This window comes from Hymenobacter daeguensis (assembly GCF_054780555.1).
The window spans coordinates 678,889-700,016 of sequence record NZ_BAAGWC010000001.1 but is presented as its reverse complement, the minus strand read 5'-3'; the positions used below and the strand labels follow the sequence as shown (position 1 = coordinate 700,016).

The following is a 21,128-nucleotide window of genomic DNA, read 5'->3' as shown; positions in this document are numbered from 1 at the left end:
GCAGGTGGCGGTTATTCAAACAGTTAGGATGACGAATCAGGCGTTGCGGGGCCGGCGCGGCTTGGGCGTTTTCGCGGCCGGGGCCGGCGTCGAGGGCGAGGCCTCGGGGTCGGTAGCGGCTGGCGTGTCGGGCGCGGGCACCAGCTGGCGGCGCAGCGGGTAGTTGCCGAGGGCGGTGCTGCCCAGACGCACGGGATTCTGGTCGCTGCCGTCGTCGCAGTCGTGCAGGGTGGCGCCGGGGTAGGTATTGCGCAGCTTGCCAAGCAGGCTCACCACCATGCGCAGGCGGTACGAAACTTCCACGTAAGTAGCGTAGCGCGCTTTCAGCAGCGTTTCGAGGGCCGCCGCCGTGCCGGGCCGGAAGCTGAGGCCGGGCGCCAGCACCACCGGCTGCGGCGCGAAAGCCGTGAGATTTTGCAGGGTGCGCCCGGCCGTGAGGTTGGCCTCCAGCCAGTCGTAGAAATTCAGGCCAAACTGCGTGAGGATGGCCGTGGCGCGGCGGCACAGCTCGTCGTCCACGTTCGTGGTGGGCGGGGCGGCCAGCAGGTTGCTGCGCAAAATGGCCTCCACGCGCTCCGACAGCCGCTCGGCCGGCCAGTCGAGGGCGGCGTTGGCCGTCAGCCAGCCCCGCCAGGCGTCCTCAAACCGCTCGAACTGCCAGCCGTACAGCGCAATGAACTGAAAATGCTTCACCATCCGGGGCATGATTTCGGCCCACAGCGCGGCGTCCAGCACGGTGGCGCAACTCAGCCCGGCCGGCGTAATCTGGTCGGTGAATTCCTGCTCCAGCGCGGCCCGCAGGGCATCGGCCTGGGTGTAGGTCAGCGTTTTGTCTTCGTACCAAGTGCGGAACGCCGCGCTGAACGCCGTGTAGATGGCCAGCGAACAGGCGCAGGCCTCGGCCGAATCGGGCCGCGTTCCGTCGGCAGTCAGGCCCCTGGCTTCCAGCAGGTCGGCCAGCTCGGCCACCACCGGGTCGCAGGGGTTTTCGACAAAGCCGTCATTGCCCACCCAGCAGATTTTGGCCAGCAGATGCGCGGGTGTTTCCTGCCGTACGGTGCGGTCGGCAAATCCGCGCAAATCCAGGTTTTCGCTGAACGGCGCGGCCCAGCCCGCCATCACAAACGTGAGCCGGAACGAGTACGGGTCCTCGTCGCCGCAGGTGGTGCAGCCGCCATCGGAGCAGGCCGGAAACAGCGCATCGCCGGGAAACTTGGGCCGCAGCAGCAGGTGCTCCACCACGATAAACCGGTCCAAATCAGAGCCCGGCGCGAAGCCCAGCAGCAGGCTCACCCGGCGCTTCAGGCCCGGCACGTTGGCCGGGTCGGCGGGATTTTCGGCGTAGTTGAAGGCCCGGAACCGGTCGTGGCTGATAACGGGGTAGGCTTCCAGGAAGGCAATTTTATCGGCAATGAGCTGCTGCTGGCTCACCTGCTGGCCTTCCAGACTGGTGAGCAGCAGCGCATAGTCCTGAAACGACTCGCCAAACCGGGCCAGCAAGTGGTCGAGGAAGCGGTTGCGGCGCTCCCGGAACTCGGCCGGCGTCTCGGTCAGATTCCCCAGCACGGCCGGCGTCAGCCCGTTCACCAAATCGGAGTAGCCGCCCAGCACGGCGTCGCTAAACTGCCGGCTGAAGTAGGTCTGCGAAATGGCGGGGTCGAGCGAGAATAAGTCGGCGGTGTGCGCCACCTGCGCGAATGCGTTGCCGAGCAGCTGCTCAAAAGCCAACAGGTACGCCTTCAGCTGCTTGGCCTGGGCCCGGCGTAGCGGCGAGGCCGTGGACGGCAGGCCCTCCGGCCCGATGCCGTAGGTGCGCGGGAAGCTGTTTTGCAGCGGCGAGTAATCGCCCTCGGGGTCGCGGAAATTGCCGGGCGGCACGTCCAAATCCGTGGGCGCGTGGGCCACTTTGGCGCGCTCAGCCTCGCCGCGCAGCTGGGTGAGGGTGGCCCGCGCCTCGGCCCGGCGCGGCAAAAACGGCAGCCCGTTCTTGTAAAACAGGAAGCGCGACAGGTGGAAATGCAGCCGGGGCTGGTGCTGGTTGCTCACAAACAGCAGCCAGGCCGCGCTGGCTTTGGTGGGGTCGAACACCGGCAGGCCGTTGGTCCAGATGGGGTCGGCTGCGCCCTTTACCTGGTTGCCGGCGGCGTCGTACTTGCTCAGCAGCAGGTTGTTCACCGCCACCACGCCGTCGATGTCCATCAGCCTGTTGATGAGGTCGGACACGCGCAGCACGCTTTTCAGGCCAGCCGCCGCCAGCTCTTCAGCCTTGATAAAACCGTTGGCCAGCTCGGGACCGTTGAAAATTTCCTCCACCGGTAAGCCCTCGGCCAGCAGCTCCGGCAGCGAGTAGAACGGCACCGGTGGGTTGAAATACCGCTCAATCTCAAACCAGATGTGGGCCTGAATGCGCTCAATATCCGCGTCGGGCGCTACTTCCACGTCGGCGCACACGGCCACGTCCTCCACATCCACGCGGCTCACGCGGCAGTAGTCTTCGTCGAGGTTGCGGTGCTGGTGCAGGGCGGCTTTGGCGGTTTGCACGGCGGCGGCTACGCGCAGCTGCTTGCGGCGGTAGCGCGGCAGCGGGCCGGTGGCGGTGGCATCGGCCAGCAGCGCTTGCAGGCCCACGGTGCCGGGCGCGCCGCCGGGGGCTACGGTGGTCAGGTTTTTGGCCGCCATGCTGCCGAACAGGCGCAAGGTCACGTTTTCAATGGTTAGCTTCGGCCCGCCGGGCAGCAATTCCAGCTCGAAAGTAGCGTAGAACAGGTTGTTCCAGTTGCGCCGCAGCGCGTCGTCGGTCAGCGCGCTTTGGTCGGCGGGGTTGTTGCTGCGGTTGAACTTGATGAGCGTGAGGCTGATACTTTCGCCATTAGCACCTGCAAACGCATCCTCGCTGGCCAGAAACAGGTCCCATTCCGCGCCTTTTTCGAGGCCCCATTCCGGAAAATGCAGCTCCACCGTCACGGGCTGCGGCTGGCCGTCGTCGTCGAACACGGTGTAGGTCTGCTCGATTTTCCGGTCGTTCAAATCGCCCAAATCCGGGTCGGCTTCCAGCTCCACGCGGATTTCGTAAAGGCCCAGCGGCTCCACGGGTTGGGGCGCGAGGGCGGGGTTGGCGGGCTTGCGGTAGGAGAGGTGCAACTCGTCGTTTTCGCACCAGGCGTAGTAGGGCAGGTCGCAGCCGCAGGCTTTGCACAGCACCCAGGCGTTGCGCACGCGGTCCAGGTCGATGAGCAGGCGGCGGAAATCGTCGGGCGTGACCGGGTTGACGGTCAGGATATTGCGCGCCGTGAAAAACGCCTGGTGCGGGTATGGCTGCGCGGGGTCGGCCGCGGGCACGGCCGGGGCCAGCAGGTCCTTGATGTCCCAGCCGAGGCGGTAGGCCAGGTCCGTGATGGCATAGCACAGCTGGTCCAGAATGGTGATGCCGGGGTCGTGGGCGTTGTAATCCGTCCACTGCTGGCTGCCCATCTGCTCGATAAAGCCAATACCTTCCCGGCGAAGGCGGAAAAAGTCTTCGGCGGGCTTCAGCGTGGGCTGTTTCAGCAGGACGACGGGTTGGCGGCTCATGCGGTGCAGGGGCAGTTTTCGTGGGGCGCTTCTTCCTCCGCGGGGTTGATTACCAGAACGCTATGCTGCGTGGCGGGCACCGAAACCAGGATGGAAACGGCCTTCGTGCCGCTTACTTCGGTGCGGTCGGCCGGACCGGAAACTGGGTGGAACAGCTGAAAATCGGTGACGTAATCGACGCTGGGCTGGTCTTCGATGAAGTTGATGAGCACCGACTTGTAGATTTTGCCACCGAACGACGGCCCCGCCCCTTCGGCAAAGGCCCAGGGCGACAAAAACCGCGTGATACTTTGCTGCAGCTGCTTCACGGCGAAGGTTTCATCGAACCCCTCGCGCAGCCGCACCCGAAACGCCACGCGCACTTCCTCAAACTCGGGGTTTTTGACGTGCAGCTTCACGAAGCACGACAGCCGCTGCTGCAAGAAGGCGCTGATTTCCTGCAGCAGGCCCAGGCTGGTGTAGGGCCGCAGCGGGTCGCGCAGGTTGCACAGCTGCTGGCTCGGAATGGCCACCAGCGTGACGTGGCCGGCCGCCAGCTCGCGGTAGATGCCCGTGCCGTCGGCGCTCGATTCGTAGTGCGTGTGGTTCAGGCACTTCACCTTGTAGAGCTGCGGAAAAGCCTCCAGCACCAGATGCTCGTAGTCCCAGAGCGCGATGGCGCGGTCCTTGTGCCGCAGCCGCTCGCTGATGCGGGTGTAAAAGGCGTCGGAAGCCTCGCTGCCGCGCCCGCCAAACGAGTCGAACGGCTGCTCGACTTTCTTCACGGCGACTACTGGCTGGGCCATTTTCGTGATGGTGCCGGCCGGCGTCACCTGGGCCGGAAAAGCCGGGTCGTTGCCCTGGTCCCGGAAGGTGACGCGCACGGCCTGGGCCGCCACGCGCAGCAGCTGGCACACGGCGGCGCTTTTTTCGGCCACGGCCACGCGCAGCCAGTGCTGGCCGCCGGGCAGCAGGGTGTTGTCGGCGCTGGCGTCGCGGGGCACGGCCAGCGTCACGATGCCGGAGCGGGTCAGCTCGCCGGTGGTGTCGGCCACGGCATCGCGCGGAAATTCCACCCACTCGTTGCGGCGCAGGTAGCTCCAGTTCAGGTGCGGTGAGGGCTTTTGGGTGAGCGGGTCGGCCGTGCCATCGGCCACCTGGAAGAGCAGGGCCAGATTCTGGGGCGGCGTGAGGGCGCTGATGCCGATGTAGAATTCGGCCTCGTGCGGCACCGGCTGGCGGGCCGGCAGCCTGGGGTCGTTGGCGTTGAAGTGCTTGAACTGCGGCAGCAGATACAGCGCGTTATCCGGCGCATCAATCTTTAAAAACGGATGCTGCTCAGCCTGCCCAAACGGCGCGACGTGGTAGAACCGCGCCACCCGCGCCCCAAACGCCGCCGCATCGGCCGAGGCCAGCGGAATGGTCTGACTGGCTTCGTAGTTCAGCACCAGCGCGCTCATCACCGGGCCGGTGGGTGGGGCGCCGGGATTGGTGGTGCTGGTTTTGCTGAGGAAAGCCAGCAGCGCCGTCTGGTAGGCCACCTGCCCGAAGCTCCCGGTCAGCCGCAGGCGGGCGAAGCCGTTTCGGGAAGTCGTGTTGTAGGGCTCCGTGGGCTGGGCATTGGGCTGTTCCACCACGGTGCTGTCCAGTCCATTCGCCAGGGCGAAGTGCGTGGCGCTCACGGCGCTGGCGGCTGCGCCGGAAGCGGCCCATTGCCCTTCGGTCAGGAAATCGACGGCTACGGTTGGGGCGGTGCCGTAGGGCGCGGGTGCGGTCTGCCAGGTCACGTCGAGCGAGGCGCTGGTCAGGGTTTTCTGGAACGCCTCGGCCGAGCCGATGGTGAGCGAGCTGCCCGCCACCGGCAGGGCGCCGAACGGCTGAAACGGCTTGGACGTATCCACCGGCCCAAAGTCGTTGGACACGGCCAGCGTGCGCAGCCCCGTCACCGCCACGCTCAGCGTGATGGCGCTCAGCTTCGCGTCCTGCAGCTGCGCGTATTGGTAAGTCGTGGCCTGTTGCTTGAGCTTCAGCAGCAGCAGCGGTAGCGCGGTGGCGAAGGTGTAGCCGTGGGTTTTGGCGCTGTATGCCACAATGGCCGGGTCGGCACCCGTCAGCTCGATGACCAGCCGCAGCTTACCGCTTACAGTTTCGAAGCTCGAAGCGGGCTTTTCAAACCAGCCCTCGGCCGTGGTGAGCTGGCAAACTACGTCGCCGGCCAGGTCAGGGAAGGTGCCGGTAACGGTGAAATCAACCGTGACGGTGCGGGTGCCCTCGGCCAGAAACAGGTAGTGCGAGGCCAGGGCCAAACCCACTTCCGCCGTGGGCATCCTGATTTCGGTCAAGACGCCATCAACGTAGATTTTGTGGTAGAACGGGTGCCATGAGCCGTCTGGTGAAATCAGGGGCGCGCCCAAACCGTCGTCGGAATTGCTGACGGGCTCGGCGTAGAGGCGGCCGGTGGGCGCGGGGCCGCCGGTCCAGCCGCTGCCGGGCGCTTCGGGGCCGTGGCGGTACAGCGTTTTCAGGGCCGTGACCTGGGCCTGGTTGGCCACCAATTCCTGGTCGCTGGCAAAAAACGCGGGTTTGCCCAGGGCGTCTTTGCCGGCCTTGAACAGCTCGCCCGGCTCCAGCGCGTAGGCTTTGACGTGCCTGGCCAGCTCCAGCAGCAGGTGGGCGTGGCTGGGCTCGGCGGGCTTTTCGCGCAGCCGCAGAATGTCGCGGTAGTAGAAGTCGAGGTGGCGCTGGGTGAGGGTGTTGGTTTCCTGCCGGGCGTACTCGTTCAGCCGCAAAAACGCCAGAAACAGCGCGTAGTGCGGCGCGTGCCCGTCCCAGTTGGTGAGGGTGTTTTCCAGCGCCGCCCGGCCTTCGGCGGCCACGCGGGCATACACTTTCAGGAACTGGTCGAAGACGCTGGTAAACAGGTTGTGCGTCGACAGCCGGTTGATGCGCTCGAAGTCGGAACCCACGCCATACGTGCCCTGGTCGGCGGCAATGCCGGCTTCGTAGCCAGCCCAATCGGTAGCGCCCGCCGGCCACCAGGCGGCCGACAGGCCCTTGGTCCTGACCGACAGAAACGACCCCAGCGGCCCGCCCAGAATGGCCACCTCCGCCGGCAAGGCTGACTCGTCAATCAAGCCCAGCGCCACGCCGCCCTTGTGGTAAGCAATGAGCCGTCCCAGGCCCGTCGCCAGCTGGCTTTGAATCAGATTCAACAGCAGCCCCTTGAGCGAAATATCGTTCGGCAAAGCTGTTTGCAGGGCATCGAGCCGCGCCGCCAGCGTGCCCACGGCGCTGAACAGAAAGCCCAGCCGCTGCTGCAAACCCACCGCGTCGCCCTGATTATCGAGGTTGTTCAGAAAGCCAAACGCCTCGGTGTTGCGGACTTTGTACTGCTCCACATCCTGCACAGCGGCCACGGCCAGCTGCACCGACACGTCGTCGCCGAAAAACTTCTCCCAGGTGCCCAGCGGCAGTGCGCCGCTGCCGTCGTCGTAGTTCAGGTAGCGGGCGTAGGCCTGCGCAAACAACATGCTGTGCGCGGGCGTGCGCTCGTTGAGCGGCGCCGAGGCGGGCGCCAGCGCCGCCAGCACGCGCTGCTGCTGGCTGGTGCCTTCGCGCACGAGCTTGAGCGGGTCGGTGTTCTGGGTGCAGTCGGCGGGCATGGCTAGCGCAGGTCGGGGAGGGGCGTGAGGGTGGCCTCGGCGGGGCCGCCGGGCTGGTTGATGTCGGTGCCTTCCTGCTTGTAGAAGGGGAAGACGAAGTTGAACCGCGAGTTCGTGGTGCGAACCCGGTAAATGGCCTCGATGAGGATGACGCCTTCCAGCTCGCGGCTGGTATCGAGGCGCACTTTTTCGAGCGCAATGCGCGGCTCGTAGTACAGAATGGCCGACTCGATTTTGTCGGCCATCAGGGTTTTGGTAGTGGTGTCGAGGCTCTCAAACACCAGCTCCTCGGTGTTGCAGCCGTAGTCGGGAAACATCACCCGCTCGCCGGGCATGGTGGTGAGCAGAATTTCCAGGCTGGAGGCAATGTCGGCCTCTTCTTCCAGCATTTCCACGCCGCCCAGCCCCGCAGTGAACGAGGGCGGAAACGACCAGCCACGACCGAGAAAGGGCTTGTTCATGGGAAGTAATAAGTAGTTGGTAGCAAGTAGTAAGACTGGATTTCAACCGCCAATGAGCACCGTGGGGCAGCCCGGTGGCATCACCGTTCCGCCGCTCGCCGTGATATCGGCAATGCGGGCGGCGGGCAGTCCGCCAATCAGTACCGTGGCCGAGCCTTTCACGATGATATCGGCCCCGCAACTATCGCCCATGCGGGCGGCAGGCAGCCCGCCGATGAGTACCGTGGGCGCGCCGGGTGGGATGATGGGCGTGGGAACCCCGACGGTGGCGGGGCTGATGATGAGGTCGGAAACGCGGGCCGCTGGGAGCATAGTGGTTGTTCTGGGGTTTTCGTTCTGGCAGGGGACCTCACCCCCGGCCCCTCTCCGATGGAGAGGGGAGCCACGGCGGCGCAGGCGGCTTCAATCGTCAGGCTCCCCTCTCCGCGGGAGAGGGGCCGGGGGTGATGCCCCCGCATGGGTTGGTCATCAATTGATTTGCACAATGCCGCCTTTAATCGTCGTCGTCGCGCCGCCCTTCACCGTGGCACTCGCGCCCGACGACAGTTCGGCGCTGCTGCTGCCCTCGGCCTTGAAGCTCATCTGGGCTTTCAGGCCGAGGTTCTGGCCTTCGATTTTTAGGTCTTTGGCGGCTTTGAGGATGATGTCTTTGCTGCTGTCCAGGGTGATGCCGCTGTCGTCGAGGATGAGCTTGTTGCCGTTCTGGTCCTCGAGAGTGATGCTTTTATTATCTTCCGACAGCGTGAGCTTATTGCCGGCGGGCGTTTCGAAGGCGATGACTTTCTTGTCGTCGTCGAAGGTCATTTTCAGCTTCGCGCGCGACACGTAGCCTTTTTCGTGGTTGTCGTCGGCGGGCGGCTTGGGGGCGGGCTTATTGCTGCTGTGGCACATACCCAGCACCACAGGGTGGCGCGGGTCGTCGTGCATAAAGCCGACGATGACCTCGTCGCCGATTTCGGGCCGGAAATAGGTGCCCCGGTCCTTGCCGGCATCGAGGGTGGCAATGCGGGCCCACGTGCCCTCGTCCTGCGCGCCGATGAGCGGCAGCCGCACCTTGATGCGGTCCTCGCCGTCGGGGTCGCCTTCCAGCTTGGTCACGATGCCGGTGTGCAGGCCGCTCACGGCGGGCAGCAGGCCGGCGGCGGGCATGGGCCGCAGGTTGAAGGTTTCGGCAAACGGCTCAGGATTGAGGCCGAACTGCACGTCGGTTTCCCAGTTGCCGCCCACAACCTGGTGGCGCACGCCGGCCACCAGCACCTTGCCCTGCAGCCGGTCGCCCACCCCGCCAAGCTCAATCACCTTGCCCGGCAGCACCCCCGCAAATCCCTGAAACCGGGCCCGGCCGCGCACCTTGGCCAGTCGCTCGCGCAGCAGGCGGCTGTCGGCCCAGGCCTGCAGTTCGGGCGCGGCGAGGTGGCCGCCGTGGCGCAGGTTGTGCGGGGTGCCGCCCAGCACATCGGCCAGGTCGGTGGGCGTGAGGTTGCCGGGGCCGGGCAGGTTGGGCTCGGCGGCGTCGGCTTCAATCAGCTCCTGGTCGGCGGCGTTCCAGCTGTGCGCCTTAATGCCGGGGCTTTGCAGGCGCGCATCCACTTCGGCATCGAATTCGAGCAGCGTGGTCCCGAAGGCCACGGCGAGCACCGGCGACTGGCCGGCATCGGGCGCGGCCATACGCACGGTGCCGTCTTCCACCATCACCAGCAGGCCGTTGGCCTCGGCGCGGCAGAGGGCAAAATCCCAGTCGGTGGCGTCGTACTGCACCACTTCGGGCAGCGTGGCGCTGGTGGCGGCCACGTCGGCCGTGAGGCTGTAGCGTCCGATTATTTCCTCCAGAATGTCGCTGTCCTTCTGGTCGGTGTAGTAGTGGCTCTTGCGGCCCGAAGTCATTTTTACGGCTTCGTCGCGGCATTCCACAATCAGGAAGCTGCCGCTATTCCGAATCTTGACACTGTATTTGATGACCAGCCCCTTGAAAACCGTTTCCTCCTGTGCCCGGTAGCCGAGCCTGATTTCCACCTTCTTGCCGGGGATGAAATAGTCGGCATTGCCCACCGCAAACGTGCCGCTGGCCGCCTCGCCATCCGCAATGTGCAGCGTGGCCGACGGTATCCGGTTCAGCTCCCGCACCACGGCAATGGACACGAGTTGTACCGTGCCGGGCACTTCGGTGCCGTCCACCAGCAGCCGCGCCGTGCACACGTCCGGCGTGGCGGGAGTTGGGATGGTGGCAGGAGCGGCGGTGGGTTGCATGTGCTGATGTTTGACCTCACCCCCGGCCCCTCTCCCCAGGAGAGGGGAGCCGCGGCGGCGCGGGTAAGTTTGGTGGGAGAGTAGAAATGGAAGAAATTTCATCAGGCTCCCCTCTCCTGGGGAGAGGGGCCAGGGGTGAGGTTCCGGCGTCAGGCGGCGCGAGCGAGATGCTTCGCTGCGCTCTGCCTGACGTTCCATTATCACCCCGCCACCGGCGGAAAAACCAGCTGCATCCCCGGCGCCAGCTTCCGGAAATTGCCGAGCTTGTTCACCGCCGCCACTTGCAGGTAGTAGCGCGAGTCGCCGTAGATGCGGTGGCAGAGCAGGGGCAGGGTGTCGCCGGCTTTCACCTGCCGGATGTGGGTGAGGTCGGGCGAGCGGCGGTCTTCCTTGCGGGCCCGCTTTTCTTCCTCCACGGTGCCCTGCAGCTTGACTTTCGCCACCGCCCGAATGGGCTGGCCGTTGGGCGTGAAGAGCTTGTAGGTGATGCTCAGCTCCAGCACCCGGCCCTTGAAAACCGGGTTGTCGCCCCACACCAGCTTGATGATGTTGGGCTGGTGGGCGTCGCCCTTGAACTCAATGAGCAGGGCTTTGAAAGCGGCCAGCTCGTCGGCAATGCTTTCGCGCGGCTTGCCGTCGATGATGCCCGTGTTGTCGAACAGAAACTCGAAGGTCATTTCCTCCGGCTCGGTCTTGTCGTACTTCAACTCCTTGCCGCTGGTGCCCTGGCCCTGGCCCGATTCGGCGTACTTGAGCTTGTACTCGTGCGCGTAGGTTTCCGGGTTAATCAGCACCTCGACGAAGCCCACCGCGTCGGCCTTGCCGCCGGTTTCGGCCTTCTTCGAGTCCGCGAAGCCCAGAATGAGCATCTTTTCGAGTTTTCCCCCGGCAGCCATCAGCGTTCCATTTTTTCGTGAAGAATAGCCAGGACTTGTTCCACGCACTCGGCCACCAGGGCTTCCTTATCGCCCGCCCCGCCACCGGCCGGCGCGGGCGCGGCGGCACCCGGGGCCGCGGGTGCGCCCGCGCCGGCCGCGCCGCCTGCGGGGGCATTCACCGTGACGCGAATGTGCAGCTCTTTGATTTCGATGGGCATTGGTATGTTCTGACGTTTCACCTCACCCCCGGCCCCTCTCCCGCGGAGAGGGGGTGCGTTCAACGATTCTCGCGTCTGGCTCCCCTCTCCGCGGGAGAGGGGCCGGGGGTGAGGTTACTTAATGGTGAAGTATTGGTAAATCAATTCCAGCGTTTCAATCACCACGGCATTGTCGTTGGCATTCAAATCCGTCACCAGCCATTTCTTAGGGATGGCGTGGGCCACGTTCCAGGTGCGCAGCGGCTCGCCTTGCTCGTTCATCAGAATCACGTTGATGTCGGCGGGCTTGAAGTCCCGGTCGCGGAAGGCGGCCAGGCACCAGCTGGTCACTTCCGAGTCGGTGAGCATGCCGCGCTTCAGCACCAGGTCGGCGTACTTGGTGCGGCCGGGGAGCTTGTGGGTGAAGCGGTTCTCGCCGCCTTCCTTGTACTCCTCCACATCGTACTCCACCGACAGGCCCGACACCGATTGAAACCGCACGTCGTTCTTGTTTTTGCTGATGCTGAACTCCACTTTGTAGTAGAAGCCCCAGGGCGGGTAGTAGTCGACCATGACGGTAGCGGCGCGTTAGATTTTCATCAGCTTCAGCCCTTCGTGCGCGATTTCAATCGTCTCCACGGCAATTTCGTTGGCGTCGGATTTGAGGTCGGGCGCGGTCACCTTCACCGGAAAGCAGCGCGTGGCCGACCACGCCGCCACCGGCACGTGCTTCTCGTTCAGCAGCCGAATCACGACGTCGCGCCGGCCGCCCACCCGGTCGTTCGAAATGGCGTCGAGCCAGTCGTTGTAGTCGAAATCGGCCTCGAACTTGCCGCGCTTCATGGTGATGTTGCTGAACTTGCGCAGCCCCGGCATCTTGATTTTGTTGAAGTCCTTGCTGTCGCTGTGCCGGTACTCAATCACCTCCACCTGCATGTCGAGGCCCGTGATTTCGGTGAAGCTGATTTTGGCGCCGCCCCAGTCCACCTGAAAGTGGAAGCGGGGCAATGGATATTCTTGTGCCATGAGAATGAGAGGATTTGGAGGTGAATGGAGAAGGGCGGGCTGCTGAATAAGAACGGTCTGCTGAGCGCAGCCGAAGCATCTCTACCGCTTCATTGCAGCGGCATTGATTTACTGGCGCGGTAGAGATGCTTCGACTGCGGCTGCGCCTCCGCTCAGCATGACGGCCCACGGTGGCGTTCTAACCGAATCAGGATTCCGCCATCTTGTGCGAGAATTTCAGCACGATGAACTCGGCCGGGCGCACCGCAGCCATGCCGATTTCGACCAGCATGCGGCCTTCCAGAATGTCGAGCGCCGTCATGGTTTTGCCCAGGCCCACGGCCACGTAAAAGGCGTGCTCGGGCTTGATGCCCTGCAGCGCGCCCTGCCGCCAGAGCGTGTTCAGGAAGTTCTCAATCATGGCCTGCACGCGCACCCAGGTGTTGGCGTCGTTGGGCTCGAACACGAACTGCTCGGTGGCTTTCTTCACCGATTCTTCCACGAAGATGAACAGCCGGCGCACGCTCACGTAGCGCCACTCGTTGTCGTTGCCGGCCAGGGTGCGGGCGCCCCACACCAGCGTGCCCTTGCCCGTGAAGGGCCGGATGGCATTCACCGATTTGCCGGCCGTGGCATCCACGTTCATCACGTCCTGCTCGGCGTTGGTGAAGTCGATGGTGGGCCTGACGACGGCCGTCACGCTCACGTTGGCGGGCGCCTTCCACACGCCGCGGCTGTTGTCGACGGCCGCGTAGATGCCCGCGATGGTGGAGCTGGGCGGCAGCTTGCAGGCCATGTCCCGAATGGCGGCCCGGGCCAGCTCGTACTTGCGGTTGTCGGTGGTGGCCAGGGTGTTGAGCTTGGCCGCGGCGGGCGGGTTCGTGTTCAGCGTGTAGCTCACGTCGATGGCCGTTTCGTCCACCGCAAAGTCGAGCACGGTTTCCAGGTTGGGCGCGTAGGCGGCGCCGTACTTCAGGTTGTTGGTGCCGATGCCGTCGTCGCGGAAGTTGCCGATGGCGCTGAGCAGGTTGGCCGTCGGGTCGTCCAGCGAAACGTCGTCGCCGTGCACGTCCATAATCACAAACCGGTCCTTCAGCAGCTGGCACTGGGCCAGCGCCAGGTCGTGCAGGGTCTTGAAATCGGCAATGGCCCCTAGAAACTGCGCCTCCGGAAACACCAGCAGCGTGGGCTCATCCACCTTCTGCAGCGTATCGAGGCCGTCTTCCAGCTCGCTCTCTACCAGTGCTCCCCCCAGCGCCTTGTACCCGCCCACCGACACGATGTAGCACGGCCCGCCGCCGTTGGCGAAGAACATCTGCAGGGCGTAGTACATGATGTGCTTCGAGCGGTTGGCCTCCGTGAGCGTGGCCGAGGTGCTCAGCGACGTGACGGCCCCGCTGGTATCCTGCTTCTCGACGATGCTCACGTCGATGCCGGTTTCGGGCTGCGGGCCGCCGAACAGGCGGCTGTATTCCACCAGCGAGCTGATGCGCGTCGGCTTCAGCGTGAGGTCGCCGGCCATGAACTCCTTGGCCTGTTCCGTGTACCCGATGAAAGCGGGAATGGCCGTCTCGACCGGCGCTACCGAGGGCGGAAACTTCGGGATTTCCTCGATGTAAACACCCGGCGTTTTATATAGTGTTGCCATGCCATCTGTTTTTAAAGGGTTGGGGATGAAGTAGCTACTCGTAGATGTTCGACTGAATGCCCGTAATGCGGCCGGCCATCACCGGGTCGAGCGTCAGGCGGATGGCCTCGGGTGCGGGCTTTTGCCTGGTGCCGGCGTTGCCGGAAAAAGTGAGCGGCAGCGGGCCGGCGTCGGTGGTGGTGGGCGCGCCCGTCACGCGGTTGAAATAGTGGCGCACCGTTGAGCGGTTCTTGAAGCGCACCTGAAAAACCGGGTAGTCGGGGCGGGCCTTGCCGCCCACCGTGCAGCTGAAAGCGGCATTGCCGGGCCGCACCGCCGCAATGCGCACGAGCGCAAACACGTCGTCGGGAATGCCGGCCGTGAGCCGCAGGCCGCGCCCGGGCACGCCGGCCAGCCCGGGCGGCGGCACCAGCACCGGCGCATCGGCCTGGTGCACAAACACGGGCGCGTTGCCCACGGCTGCCGCTACCTGCTGCGTGCTTGCGCCGGGCGGGTCGCTGGTGAGCTGCTGCAGGGCGCCAGCCACGGCCACCAGCGCCTCCACCCGGTCGGTAGGGGCGGGGGCGGGCACCTCGCTCGACAGGTACAGCGCCTGCGTCGGGCCCGCGCCGCGCGGCACGCCGGTCAGGTTCGAGAGCACGGGCACGTTTTCCTTGTAGCGGTAAATGGTGTCCTCGGCCGCGTAGTACAGCTCGTAAATCCGGCGGGGCGGCAGCGTCAGGGCCGTGTAGTGCTGGAAAGCGGCCTGCCGCACCGTCAGCACCAGCTCGAACACGGCCTCATCGGGAATCACGGCCTCGTCGGGCGCGGCTACCAGGCCGCCCAGCGCCGTTTCGCGGTACACGCCGCCCAGGCCGGCCAGCACCCGGGCCGTGGCGGGCGTGGGCGCGAGGTGCAGAAAAGGCCGATGGTCGTAGGTGAGCAGGCGGCGCGTGGCATCGGGCAGCAGGTCGAACAGCGTGCCGCCCTCGTCCAGCCAGTAGTGGTGGAGCAGCCGCACTTCAAACAGGCGCTGGTAGCCCTTTCGCACGCGCTCGGCCATGTCAGTTGGTGCTGGGGTTGCGGTGGTAGAATTCGCTGACGACTTCCGTAATCAGCCCGCTTTCGCGCTCAATGGCCTCGTACCGGAGGTCGAGCAGGCGCAGCAGGTAGAGCACGTGCGGGTATTGCTTGCCGCCCAGCGTGCCCCATAAGTGGTTGACTTCCTCCAGCGAAGGCGAGTAGATGTCGAGAATGAGCTTGAAGGTTGCCAGCCGGTCGAGCGCATTGAGCGGCTGCGCGGCCAGCAGCGTGGCCGGGGCCACCGTGTCGGGCGTAAACACGTTTTTCGACTGAAAAAACCGGATGCTCCGCGAGAGGTACAGCAGCGCCTTTTCGTAGCTGACGTGAGTGGCCGTCACCAGCAGCAGGAAGTTGAGGAACACGGGCGGGTTTTCGTAGCGGGCCGTGAGCGTGGCGTCGTTGCGGGCGTAGGTGGGCAGGTTCTTGAGGGCCTTTTCTTCCCGGTAGTTCACGAAGGAGAATATCAGCCGGTCGCGCGTCACGGTGCCGCCGCTGCTGGCCAGGCCCTCCGAGAGGTTTTCCAGCAGCACCTTCTCTTCGTCGCCCGTCGGGCTGTAGGCCGCCAGGTGCGTTTCGAGTTCGGTCTGAATGATTTTGAGCGCGTGCAGCAGCATATCGTTTGGCTGGAATGAGGGTAGCTTTCCTTCTCAACGGTTACGCATCAGGCCCGGGCGGCCTCCTAAGCCTCTCTCGATTTGCGGTTGCAGTCGCGCCGGTAGCGTGTGGAGCGCCGCAGCTTCTGCCAGTGAGTGAGGTTTATATTGTGCAATTTAGATATTTATTTTATTAATGAATGCAGCCAAGGGTATTAAATTTTTCCAGAGCAACCGATTTGAGCAAAAAAAACCTGGCGCCCGGCCGCTGGCCCTGCTGAATTCAGCAGGGCCAGCGGCCGGGCGCCATGTCGGGGCGCATCGGTTTTGGTAAAGCTTCGCCTTAGCGCAGCGTGTCGAGCGGCACGGCGTCCATGTCGGTGTACTCGCGGTTTTCGCCGGCCATGCCCCAGATGAAGGCATAGGCCGCCGTGCCGCAGCCCGTGTGGATGGACCACGGCGGCGACAGGATGGCCTGCTCGTTGCTCACCCACAGCGGGCGGGTATCGGTGGGCTCGCCCAGCAGGTGCAGCACGCGCTGGCCCTGGTTCATGTTGAAGTAGAGGTAGGCCTCCATGCGGCGGTCGTGGGTGTGGCTGGGCATGGTGTTCCACACGCTGCCGGCTTTGAGCTGGGTGAGGCCCATCACCAGCTGGCAGCTCTGAATGCCCTCGGCGTAGATGTACTTGAAGATGGTGCGCTCGTTGGCGGTTTCCGAAGCGCCCATTTCCACGGGCGTGGCCTCGGCCTGGGTGCGCACGGTGGTGGGGTGGGCGTGGTGCGCCGGGGCCGAGAGCAGGTAGAACTTGGCCGGCTGGGCGGCGTCGGCGCTGGCAAACTGCACGTCCTTCGCGCCCATGCCCACGTAAATGCAGTCCTGGTTGCCCAGCTCGTACACGGTGCCGTCCACCGTCACGGTGCCGGCGCCGCCCACGTTGAGGGCGCCCAGCTCGCGGCGCTCCAGAAAGAAGCTGGCTTTCAGCGACTCCGGGCAGGGCAGCGCGAGGGCCGCGCCGGTGGGCTGCGCGCCGCCCACAATCATGCGGTCGTAGTGCGTGTAGGTCAGCTCGATTTCACCGGCGGTGAAGATGTTCTCAATCAGAAAGTGCTCCCGGATTCCGGTGGTGTTGAGCGTGGCCGTTTCGCGGGGGCCAATGGCAAAGCGCTGGGTCATGGTGGTCAATGGGTGAATGAGCGAATGAGTGAATGGGTGAATGAGAAATGCGAACGGAGTAAAACCGATGAACAAACTAACTGGAGTCATTCACCCATTCCCCCATTCGCTCATTCACCTAGCGTCCCATCCAGCCGCCGTCGACGGTGAGGATGGTGCCGTGCACGTAGTCGGACGCGGCCGAGGCCAGGAAGACGGTGGGGCCTTTGAAGTCGGCGGTTTCGCCCCAGCGGCCGGCCGGAATGCGGCCCAGGATGCTCTGGGAGCGGTCGGGGTCGTTGCGCAGGGCGGTGGTGTTGTCGGTGGCGATGTAGCCCGGCGCGATGGCATTCACGTTCACGCCCCGGCCGCCCCACTCGTTGGCCAGGGCCTTCACCAGGCTGCCGATGGCGCCCTTGCTGGCCGCGTAGCCCGGCACGTTGATGCCGCCCTGAAAGGTGAGCAGCGAGGCCGTGAAAATGATTTTGCCGGAGCCGCTGGCCAGCATCTGCCCGCCGATGGCGCGGGCAATGCGGAAGGGCGCGTCGAGGTTGATGTGCAGCACCTCGTCCCACAGCTCGTCGGCGTGCTCGGCGGCAGGGGCGCGCTTGATGGTGCCGGCGTTGTTCACCAGGATGTCGATGCGCGGGAAATCCTGCTGCACCTGCGTGAGGAAGGCATCCACGGCGGGGCGCTGGCTGAAATCGGCCTGGTAGGCGGTGAATTTCCGGCCCAGGGCTTCCACTTTTTGGGCGGTGTCGCTGCCGGTCAGGGCCAGCGTGGCCGATACGCCGATGATGTCGGCGCCGGCTTCGGCCAGGCCCAGGGCCATGGCCTGGCCAATGCCCTTGTTGCAGCCGGTGACCAGCGCGATTTTGCCGGTCAGGTCAAATGAAGAGAGGTTGCTCATAGATGCGGAATGGCGGGTTTACGGGCCGGAAAGTACGGCCCGCGCCGCGGGTTGCCGTCATGTAGTGTCGGATAAAATCAGGAGTGCCGCTACCGGGCCGCGCCTTTTTTCAGCTTGGCCAGCTCCTGCGGCGTCACGCGCAGCACCGTGCCGTGGCGGGTGCCTTTGGGAAACTGTACCTTGTCCGATACGTCGGTCCAGTGCTCCAAGTCGCTGGAAGTCACGGCCCCGTACTTGTGCTCGGTGTATTTGTCGAAGTACACCAGCCACTGCTTGCCCAGCCGGATGGCCGTAGGCCCCTCGGCCCAGTACTTGCCCGTGATGGGGGCCGACGGCGCGCTCCACGGCCCAATGGCGTGGTCGGCAAAAGCCACGCGCAGATTCTTCTGGACGGGTTCCTTCGTTTCGTCTTTCAGAAACATCACGTAGCGCTGCCCGTCCGGCTGAATGCTGGCGTCGATGACGTTGAAGCCCTGGTCGTACAGCACGCGCGCCGGCGTAAAGGTCTTGAAGTCGCGGGTCGTGACGTAGTAGATGCGGTGGTTGAGCCCGCCCTCCAGCGTGGTTTCGCCCTGCGAAAACCGGCCCGGAATGGTGGTGGCCCAGTAGATGAGGTACCGGTCGTACTGCGCTTCGTAGGTGATTTCCGGGGCCCAGCAGTTTTTGGCCTCGGGCTCCGCGGCCATCACCGGAATGTCCTGCTGCTCGCTCCAGTGAATGAGGTCGGGCGAGGTGGCGTAGCCGATGCCGCGCTCGTGCCAGCTCGTGGTCCAGACCATGTGAAAGAGCCCATCCGCGCCCCGAATGATGCAGGGGTCGCGCATCAGCTTGTCGTTCGAAACGGCGGGTTTCAGAAACGATTGGTCGTTGTTCAGCGCCGTCCAGGTGTAGCCGTCGGTGCTGCTGGCCAGGTGCAGGCCGTCCTCGCCATTGCCCTTGAAATAGGCAAACACCAGTGCCTCGCTCTGCCGGGCAGGCGGTTTGGGTTTCGATGGTTTTTGGGCCCGGGCCGTTCCGGCAACCAGCAAAGCAAGCGCAACGCGCAGCACAACAGAATACTTCATCGATAAGAATAGGGACCAGGGCCCTACAGGGCATGGTCGGTTTTAACATCCTGGCCCGACCAGATGCGCCGGGCCGTCCAGTCCTGGGCCGGGCTGGCCCAGAAAGCATCGGCGGCCGGCAGGCCCAGCGGCAGGAAAGCCGTGGTGCATAGGTACAAGCTACCGGTCGAAATATAGCCCTCGCCGATGCCCGGCTGGTGCCCGCACAGCCCAATCTGCAGCCAGCCCTGCGCATCAAACGTGCCTTTGGGCTCCAGCGTGCGCCGGATAACGGCCGTGAGGGCGCTGCGCACCTGCCCGGCGGGCAGCTCGGCGGGCAACAACTGCTGCAGCGAAACCTGGGCCAGGTGCTGAAACGCCCCGCAGCGGTAGGCCAGCGAGCGACCGAACGCCGCAAACGAGCCATCGGGCGCAATCAGGCGCTCCTGCACCGCCGCGTAGCGCCGGGCGCGGGCGCGCAGCCTGTCGAGCAGGTCTTTGCTTTCCTTGCCGGCGGCCACCAGCGTGCCCACCACATCAAGCAGCATGGGCTGAATGACGTAACTGTTGTAGTAGTCCCAATGAAAATCAGGGCCGTCGCCGTAGGTGCCGTCGCCCTTGTACCAGGTCTGGTGCTCCTTGATGGCGTAGTCCATCCGCATCAGGTCGCCGCTGCCCGTGAACTTGAGCAGCGCCGCCTCAATGATGCCGCTGAACAGCAGCCAGTTGCTGTACACCGGCTTGATGACGCGGCTGCTTTGCAGCGCCTGCACCAGCTGCTGCTGCGTGGCGGCGGGCAGCCTGGCCCACAGCTGGGCAGGGGCCCGCAGCAGGGCATGGGCCAGAAAAGCGGCATCGACCACCGGCTGGCCGCCCTGGCTGAAGTTCAGAAAGTCGGCCGACTGCGGGTTCACGGCGTGGGCAATGGCCTGGCGGGCCTGCTCGGCGCAGCGCTGCTGTTGGGCGCGCTCGGCAGCGGGCGCGTCGGCCAGCTCCAGCCAGGGGGCCAGGCCGCTGAGCGTGCGGCCCAGGGCTTCGAGGTGCGTCACCTGGCGGCGGCCTTCCTGCTGGCCGGGGGCAGCCTCCACGGGCATGGTCGCCTTCAGTTTGCCCTGCGCGCCGGCCGTCAGCACCGGCTCCACGATGCGCAGCAGCGTGCTCAGCCAGTATTCGCGGTCAGTGGGGGTTTTGGCGGCTGGCAGGCGGCTGGCCGTGCCCGCCAACGCCGCGCCCGGCAGCGCCAGCACCGACAGCCCCGCCCCCGCGCCGGTGATAAACGAACGTCGCTTCATGTTGGCTGGTAATGGGTTGCGCTATTTCAGCTTGATGACTTCCGAGCCGGCCAGCAGGAAAGCGCCGGTGCCGTACACCTCCCAGCTGTCGGCCGAAAAGTCGCGGCGCGGGTCGGCCCCGATGGGCTGCACCCAGCCCACGCGGCCTTCGGGCGACACCACTTTGTTGAGCGCAACCCAGGCTTTCTGCACGGCGGGCAGGTAGGTGGCTTTGTCGAGGATGCCGTTGTTGATGCCCCAGGCCATGGCGTAGGTATCGAAGCCCGAGCCGGAGGTTTCGCCGCCGGGGTAGGCGGCGGGGTCGAGCAGGCTGGAGCGCCACAGGCCGTCGGGCTGCTGCAGCTGCACCAGCCGGGCGCTCATTTCCTTGAAAATGCCCACGTAGAACGGCCGTGTGGGGTGGTTCTGAGGCAATTCCTGCAGAATCTGCACCAGGCCGCCCATCACCCAGCCATTGCCCCGGCTCCAGAAAATGCGCTGGCCGTTGCTTTCCTTCTTGCCCTCGCCGGCGGCGTTCCACAGGTAGCCGGCATCGCGCGAGAACAGGTGCTCCTGGTGGTTGAACAGGCGCTTGTAGGTCTGTTGGTACAAGGTGTCGCTCAGGGTCAGGTATTTCGGCTGATTCTCAATCATGCCCAGCTTTACGAGCACCGGCGGGCCCATAAACAGGGCGTCGCACCACCACCAGGCAATGCCGTTTTTGGCCACTTCGGGGCCGGGCTCGGTGCGAAATTTCTCTGCCACGGCCAGGGTGGGCGCTATCATGCGCCGGTCTTTTTTGAGGCGGTAGAGGTTGAGGTAGGTCTGGCAGATGGCAATGTCGTCGGCGTGGTCGTAGCGGCTGTCGGGCTGCCAGTGGGTGCGCTCACCCATGGCCATGAGCGAATCCAGAATCAGCCCGGATTTGGTGGCCTGGTAGGCGGCAAATACGCCGGAGTAAAACGCGCCGTTGGTCCAGTCCGTGGCCTTGTGCCGGGGGTGCGCCAGCTGCCACCGGGTGGCTTTCAGCAGCTGCTGTCGGATGAATTTCGGCTTGAAAACGGCCTTGTCGGCGGCGGCTATTTCCTGGGCCTGGGTGGCGTGGCTGAAACCTGAAAGCAGCAGCAGCAGCCCGCAGGCCAGCGGACGAACAGAAAGGGACATGTGGGTGGGTTAAGAAATGAAGCCAACGAATCCGGACGGCGGTGGCTGAAGAAACTATCCGCAATACTAGGCCTTCACGCCGGAATGCGGCGGGGGCGTTTTGGGAGAATAGGGGGTAATTTTTCGTCGGGCCGGCAATGGCCTGGCTCGCGTAAAGGCGTTCAGGCCGCGCAAAGCGAAGCCGCGCGCGTGCCCGGCCCGACGAGGCACGCTCACCGCCGTCCCGTTTCCTACAGAGGAGCGTGCAGCCGGACGAAGTGGGGGAGCTGCTTCGACCGCGCTCGG

Annotated in this window: 17 protein-coding genes; all 17 read right to left on the bottom strand. The window is 64.9% G+C overall.

Features of this window, described 5'->3' with window-relative positions; translation table 11 throughout:
* Positions 1–36: 36 nt before the first annotated feature.
* Positions 37–3,570: a hypothetical protein gene (locus ACYVHT_RS02960; RefSeq protein WP_460547776.1), complete on the bottom strand. Its 3,534-nt coding sequence runs from the start codon at positions 3,568–3,570 to the stop codon at positions 37–39.
* Entirely contained in the window at positions 3,567–7,211 is a 3,645-nt protein-coding gene (locus ACYVHT_RS02955; RefSeq protein ID WP_460547774.1) for a baseplate J/gp47 family protein, read from the bottom strand. Before ACYVHT_RS02955 ends, ACYVHT_RS02960 begins: the two co-directional genes overlap by 4 nt.
* A gap of 2 nt (positions 7,212–7,213) precedes the next feature.
* Positions 7,214–7,672 (bottom strand): GPW/gp25 family protein, encoded by a 459-nt coding sequence (locus ACYVHT_RS02950; RefSeq protein WP_460547772.1) that lies wholly within the window; start codon positions 7,670–7,672, stop codon positions 7,214–7,216.
* Positions 7,673–7,714: 42 nt separating this feature from the next.
* Complete coding sequence (locus ACYVHT_RS02945) at positions 7,715–8,068, bottom strand: PAAR domain-containing protein (RefSeq protein WP_460548064.1); 354 nt, start codon at positions 8,066–8,068, stop codon at positions 7,715–7,717.
* 72 nt (positions 8,069–8,140) lie between these two features.
* Positions 8,141–9,919: a type VI secretion system Vgr family protein gene (vgrG, locus tag ACYVHT_RS02940; protein ID WP_460547770.1), complete on the bottom strand. Its 1,779-nt coding sequence runs from the start codon at positions 9,917–9,919 to the stop codon at positions 8,141–8,143.
* Between the two features lie 200 nt (positions 9,920–10,119).
* Positions 10,120–10,815, bottom strand: coding sequence for a CIS tube protein (locus ACYVHT_RS02935; protein ID WP_460547768.1), 696 nt, complete (start codon positions 10,813–10,815; stop codon positions 10,120–10,122).
* Positions 10,815–11,015 carry a DUF5908 family protein gene (locus ACYVHT_RS02930; protein WP_460547766.1) on the bottom strand — a complete coding sequence of 67 codons (201 nt, stop codon included), beginning with the start codon at positions 11,013–11,015 and terminating at the stop codon, positions 10,815–10,817. The genes ACYVHT_RS02935 and ACYVHT_RS02930 overlap by 1 nt, the downstream gene beginning before the upstream one ends.
* 114 nt (positions 11,016–11,129) lie before the next feature.
* Positions 11,130–11,567: a phage tail protein gene (locus ACYVHT_RS02925; protein WP_460547764.1), complete on the bottom strand. Its 438-nt coding sequence runs from the start codon at positions 11,565–11,567 to the stop codon at positions 11,130–11,132.
* A 15-nt stretch (positions 11,568–11,582) separates the two neighbouring features.
* Entirely contained in the window at positions 11,583–12,020 is a 438-nt protein-coding gene (locus tag ACYVHT_RS02920) for a phage tail protein (RefSeq protein WP_208177259.1), read from the bottom strand.
* 187 nt (positions 12,021–12,207) lie between these two features.
* On the bottom strand, positions 12,208–13,647 hold the full coding sequence (locus tag ACYVHT_RS02915; protein WP_460547761.1) for a phage tail sheath family protein: 1,440 nt from the start codon (positions 13,645–13,647) through the stop codon (positions 12,208–12,210).
* 34 nt (positions 13,648–13,681) lie between these two features.
* Complete coding sequence (locus tag ACYVHT_RS02910) at positions 13,682–14,689, bottom strand: hypothetical protein (RefSeq protein WP_460547759.1); 1,008 nt, start codon at positions 14,687–14,689, stop codon at positions 13,682–13,684.
* 1 nt (position 14,690) lies between these two features.
* Complete coding sequence (locus ACYVHT_RS02905; protein WP_460547757.1) at positions 14,691–15,323, bottom strand: Pvc16 family protein; 633 nt, start codon at positions 15,321–15,323, stop codon at positions 14,691–14,693.
* A gap of 322 nt (positions 15,324–15,645) precedes the next feature.
* The gene (kduI, locus tag ACYVHT_RS02900; protein ID WP_460547755.1) at positions 15,646–16,476 is read right to left on the bottom strand and encodes a 5-dehydro-4-deoxy-D-glucuronate isomerase; all 831 of its coding nucleotides are present in this window, start codon (positions 16,474–16,476) and stop codon (positions 15,646–15,648) included.
* A 118-nt stretch (positions 16,477–16,594) separates the two neighbouring features.
* On the bottom strand, positions 16,595–17,365 hold the full coding sequence (locus tag ACYVHT_RS02895; protein ID WP_460547753.1) for an SDR family NAD(P)-dependent oxidoreductase: 771 nt from the start codon (positions 17,363–17,365) through the stop codon (positions 16,595–16,597).
* Between the two features lie 89 nt (positions 17,366–17,454).
* On the bottom strand, positions 17,455–18,429 hold the full coding sequence (locus ACYVHT_RS02890) for a glycoside hydrolase family 43 protein (RefSeq protein WP_460547751.1): 975 nt from the start codon (positions 18,427–18,429) through the stop codon (positions 17,455–17,457).
* Positions 18,430–18,452: 23 nt separating this feature from the next.
* A complete protein-coding gene (locus ACYVHT_RS02885; RefSeq protein WP_460547748.1) occupies positions 18,453–19,700 on the bottom strand; it encodes a DUF2264 domain-containing protein in 1,248 nt (415 codons plus the stop codon).
* Between the two features lie 21 nt (positions 19,701–19,721).
* Complete coding sequence (locus tag ACYVHT_RS02880; protein WP_460547746.1) at positions 19,722–20,843, bottom strand: glycoside hydrolase family 88/105 protein; 1,122 nt, start codon at positions 20,841–20,843, stop codon at positions 19,722–19,724.
* Positions 20,844–21,128: the final 285 nt, after the last annotated feature.

Excerpts from the sequence above, each read along its gene's own strand:
- ACYVHT_RS02960 (WP_460547776.1), bottom strand. The coding sequence starts at position 3,570 with ATGAGCCGCCAACCCGTCGTCCTGCTGAAACAGCCCACGCTGAAGCCC.
- ACYVHT_RS02955 (WP_460547774.1), bottom strand. The coding sequence starts at position 7,211 with ATGCCCGCCGACTGCACCCAGAACACCGACCCGCTCAAGCTCGTGCGC.
- ACYVHT_RS02950 (WP_460547772.1), bottom strand. The coding sequence starts at position 7,672 with ATGAACAAGCCCTTTCTCGGTCGTGGCTGGTCGTTTCCGCCCTCGTTC.
- vgrG (WP_460547770.1), bottom strand. The coding sequence starts at position 9,919 with ATGCAACCCACCGCCGCTCCTGCCACCATCCCAACTCCCGCCACGCCG.
- ACYVHT_RS02935 (WP_460547768.1), bottom strand. The coding sequence starts at position 10,815 with ATGGCTGCCGGGGGAAAACTCGAAAAGATGCTCATTCTGGGCTTCGCG.
- ACYVHT_RS02930 (WP_460547766.1), bottom strand. The coding sequence starts at position 11,015 with ATGCCCATCGAAATCAAAGAGCTGCACATTCGCGTCACGGTGAATGCC.
- ACYVHT_RS02925 (WP_460547764.1), bottom strand. The coding sequence starts at position 11,567 with ATGGTCGACTACTACCCGCCCTGGGGCTTCTACTACAAAGTGGAGTTC.
- ACYVHT_RS02920 (WP_208177259.1), bottom strand. The coding sequence starts at position 12,020 with ATGGCACAAGAATATCCATTGCCCCGCTTCCACTTTCAGGTGGACTGG.
- ACYVHT_RS02915 (WP_460547761.1), bottom strand. The coding sequence starts at position 13,647 with ATGGCAACACTATATAAAACGCCGGGTGTTTACATCGAGGAAATCCCG.
- ACYVHT_RS02910 (WP_460547759.1), bottom strand. The coding sequence starts at position 14,689 with ATGGCCGAGCGCGTGCGAAAGGGCTACCAGCGCCTGTTTGAAGTGCGG.
- ACYVHT_RS02905 (WP_460547757.1), bottom strand. The coding sequence starts at position 15,323 with ATGCTGCTGCACGCGCTCAAAATCATTCAGACCGAACTCGAAACGCAC.
- kduI (WP_460547755.1), bottom strand. The coding sequence starts at position 16,476 with ATGACCCAGCGCTTTGCCATTGGCCCCCGCGAAACGGCCACGCTCAAC.
- ACYVHT_RS02895 (WP_460547753.1), bottom strand. The coding sequence starts at position 17,365 with ATGAGCAACCTCTCTTCATTTGACCTGACCGGCAAAATCGCGCTGGTC.
- ACYVHT_RS02890 (WP_460547751.1), bottom strand. The coding sequence starts at position 18,429 with ATGAAGTATTCTGTTGTGCTGCGCGTTGCGCTTGCTTTGCTGGTTGCC.
- ACYVHT_RS02885 (WP_460547748.1), bottom strand. The coding sequence starts at position 19,700 with ATGAAGCGACGTTCGTTTATCACCGGCGCGGGGGCGGGGCTGTCGGTG.
- ACYVHT_RS02880 (WP_460547746.1), bottom strand. The coding sequence starts at position 20,843 with ATGTCCCTTTCTGTTCGTCCGCTGGCCTGCGGGCTGCTGCTGCTGCTT.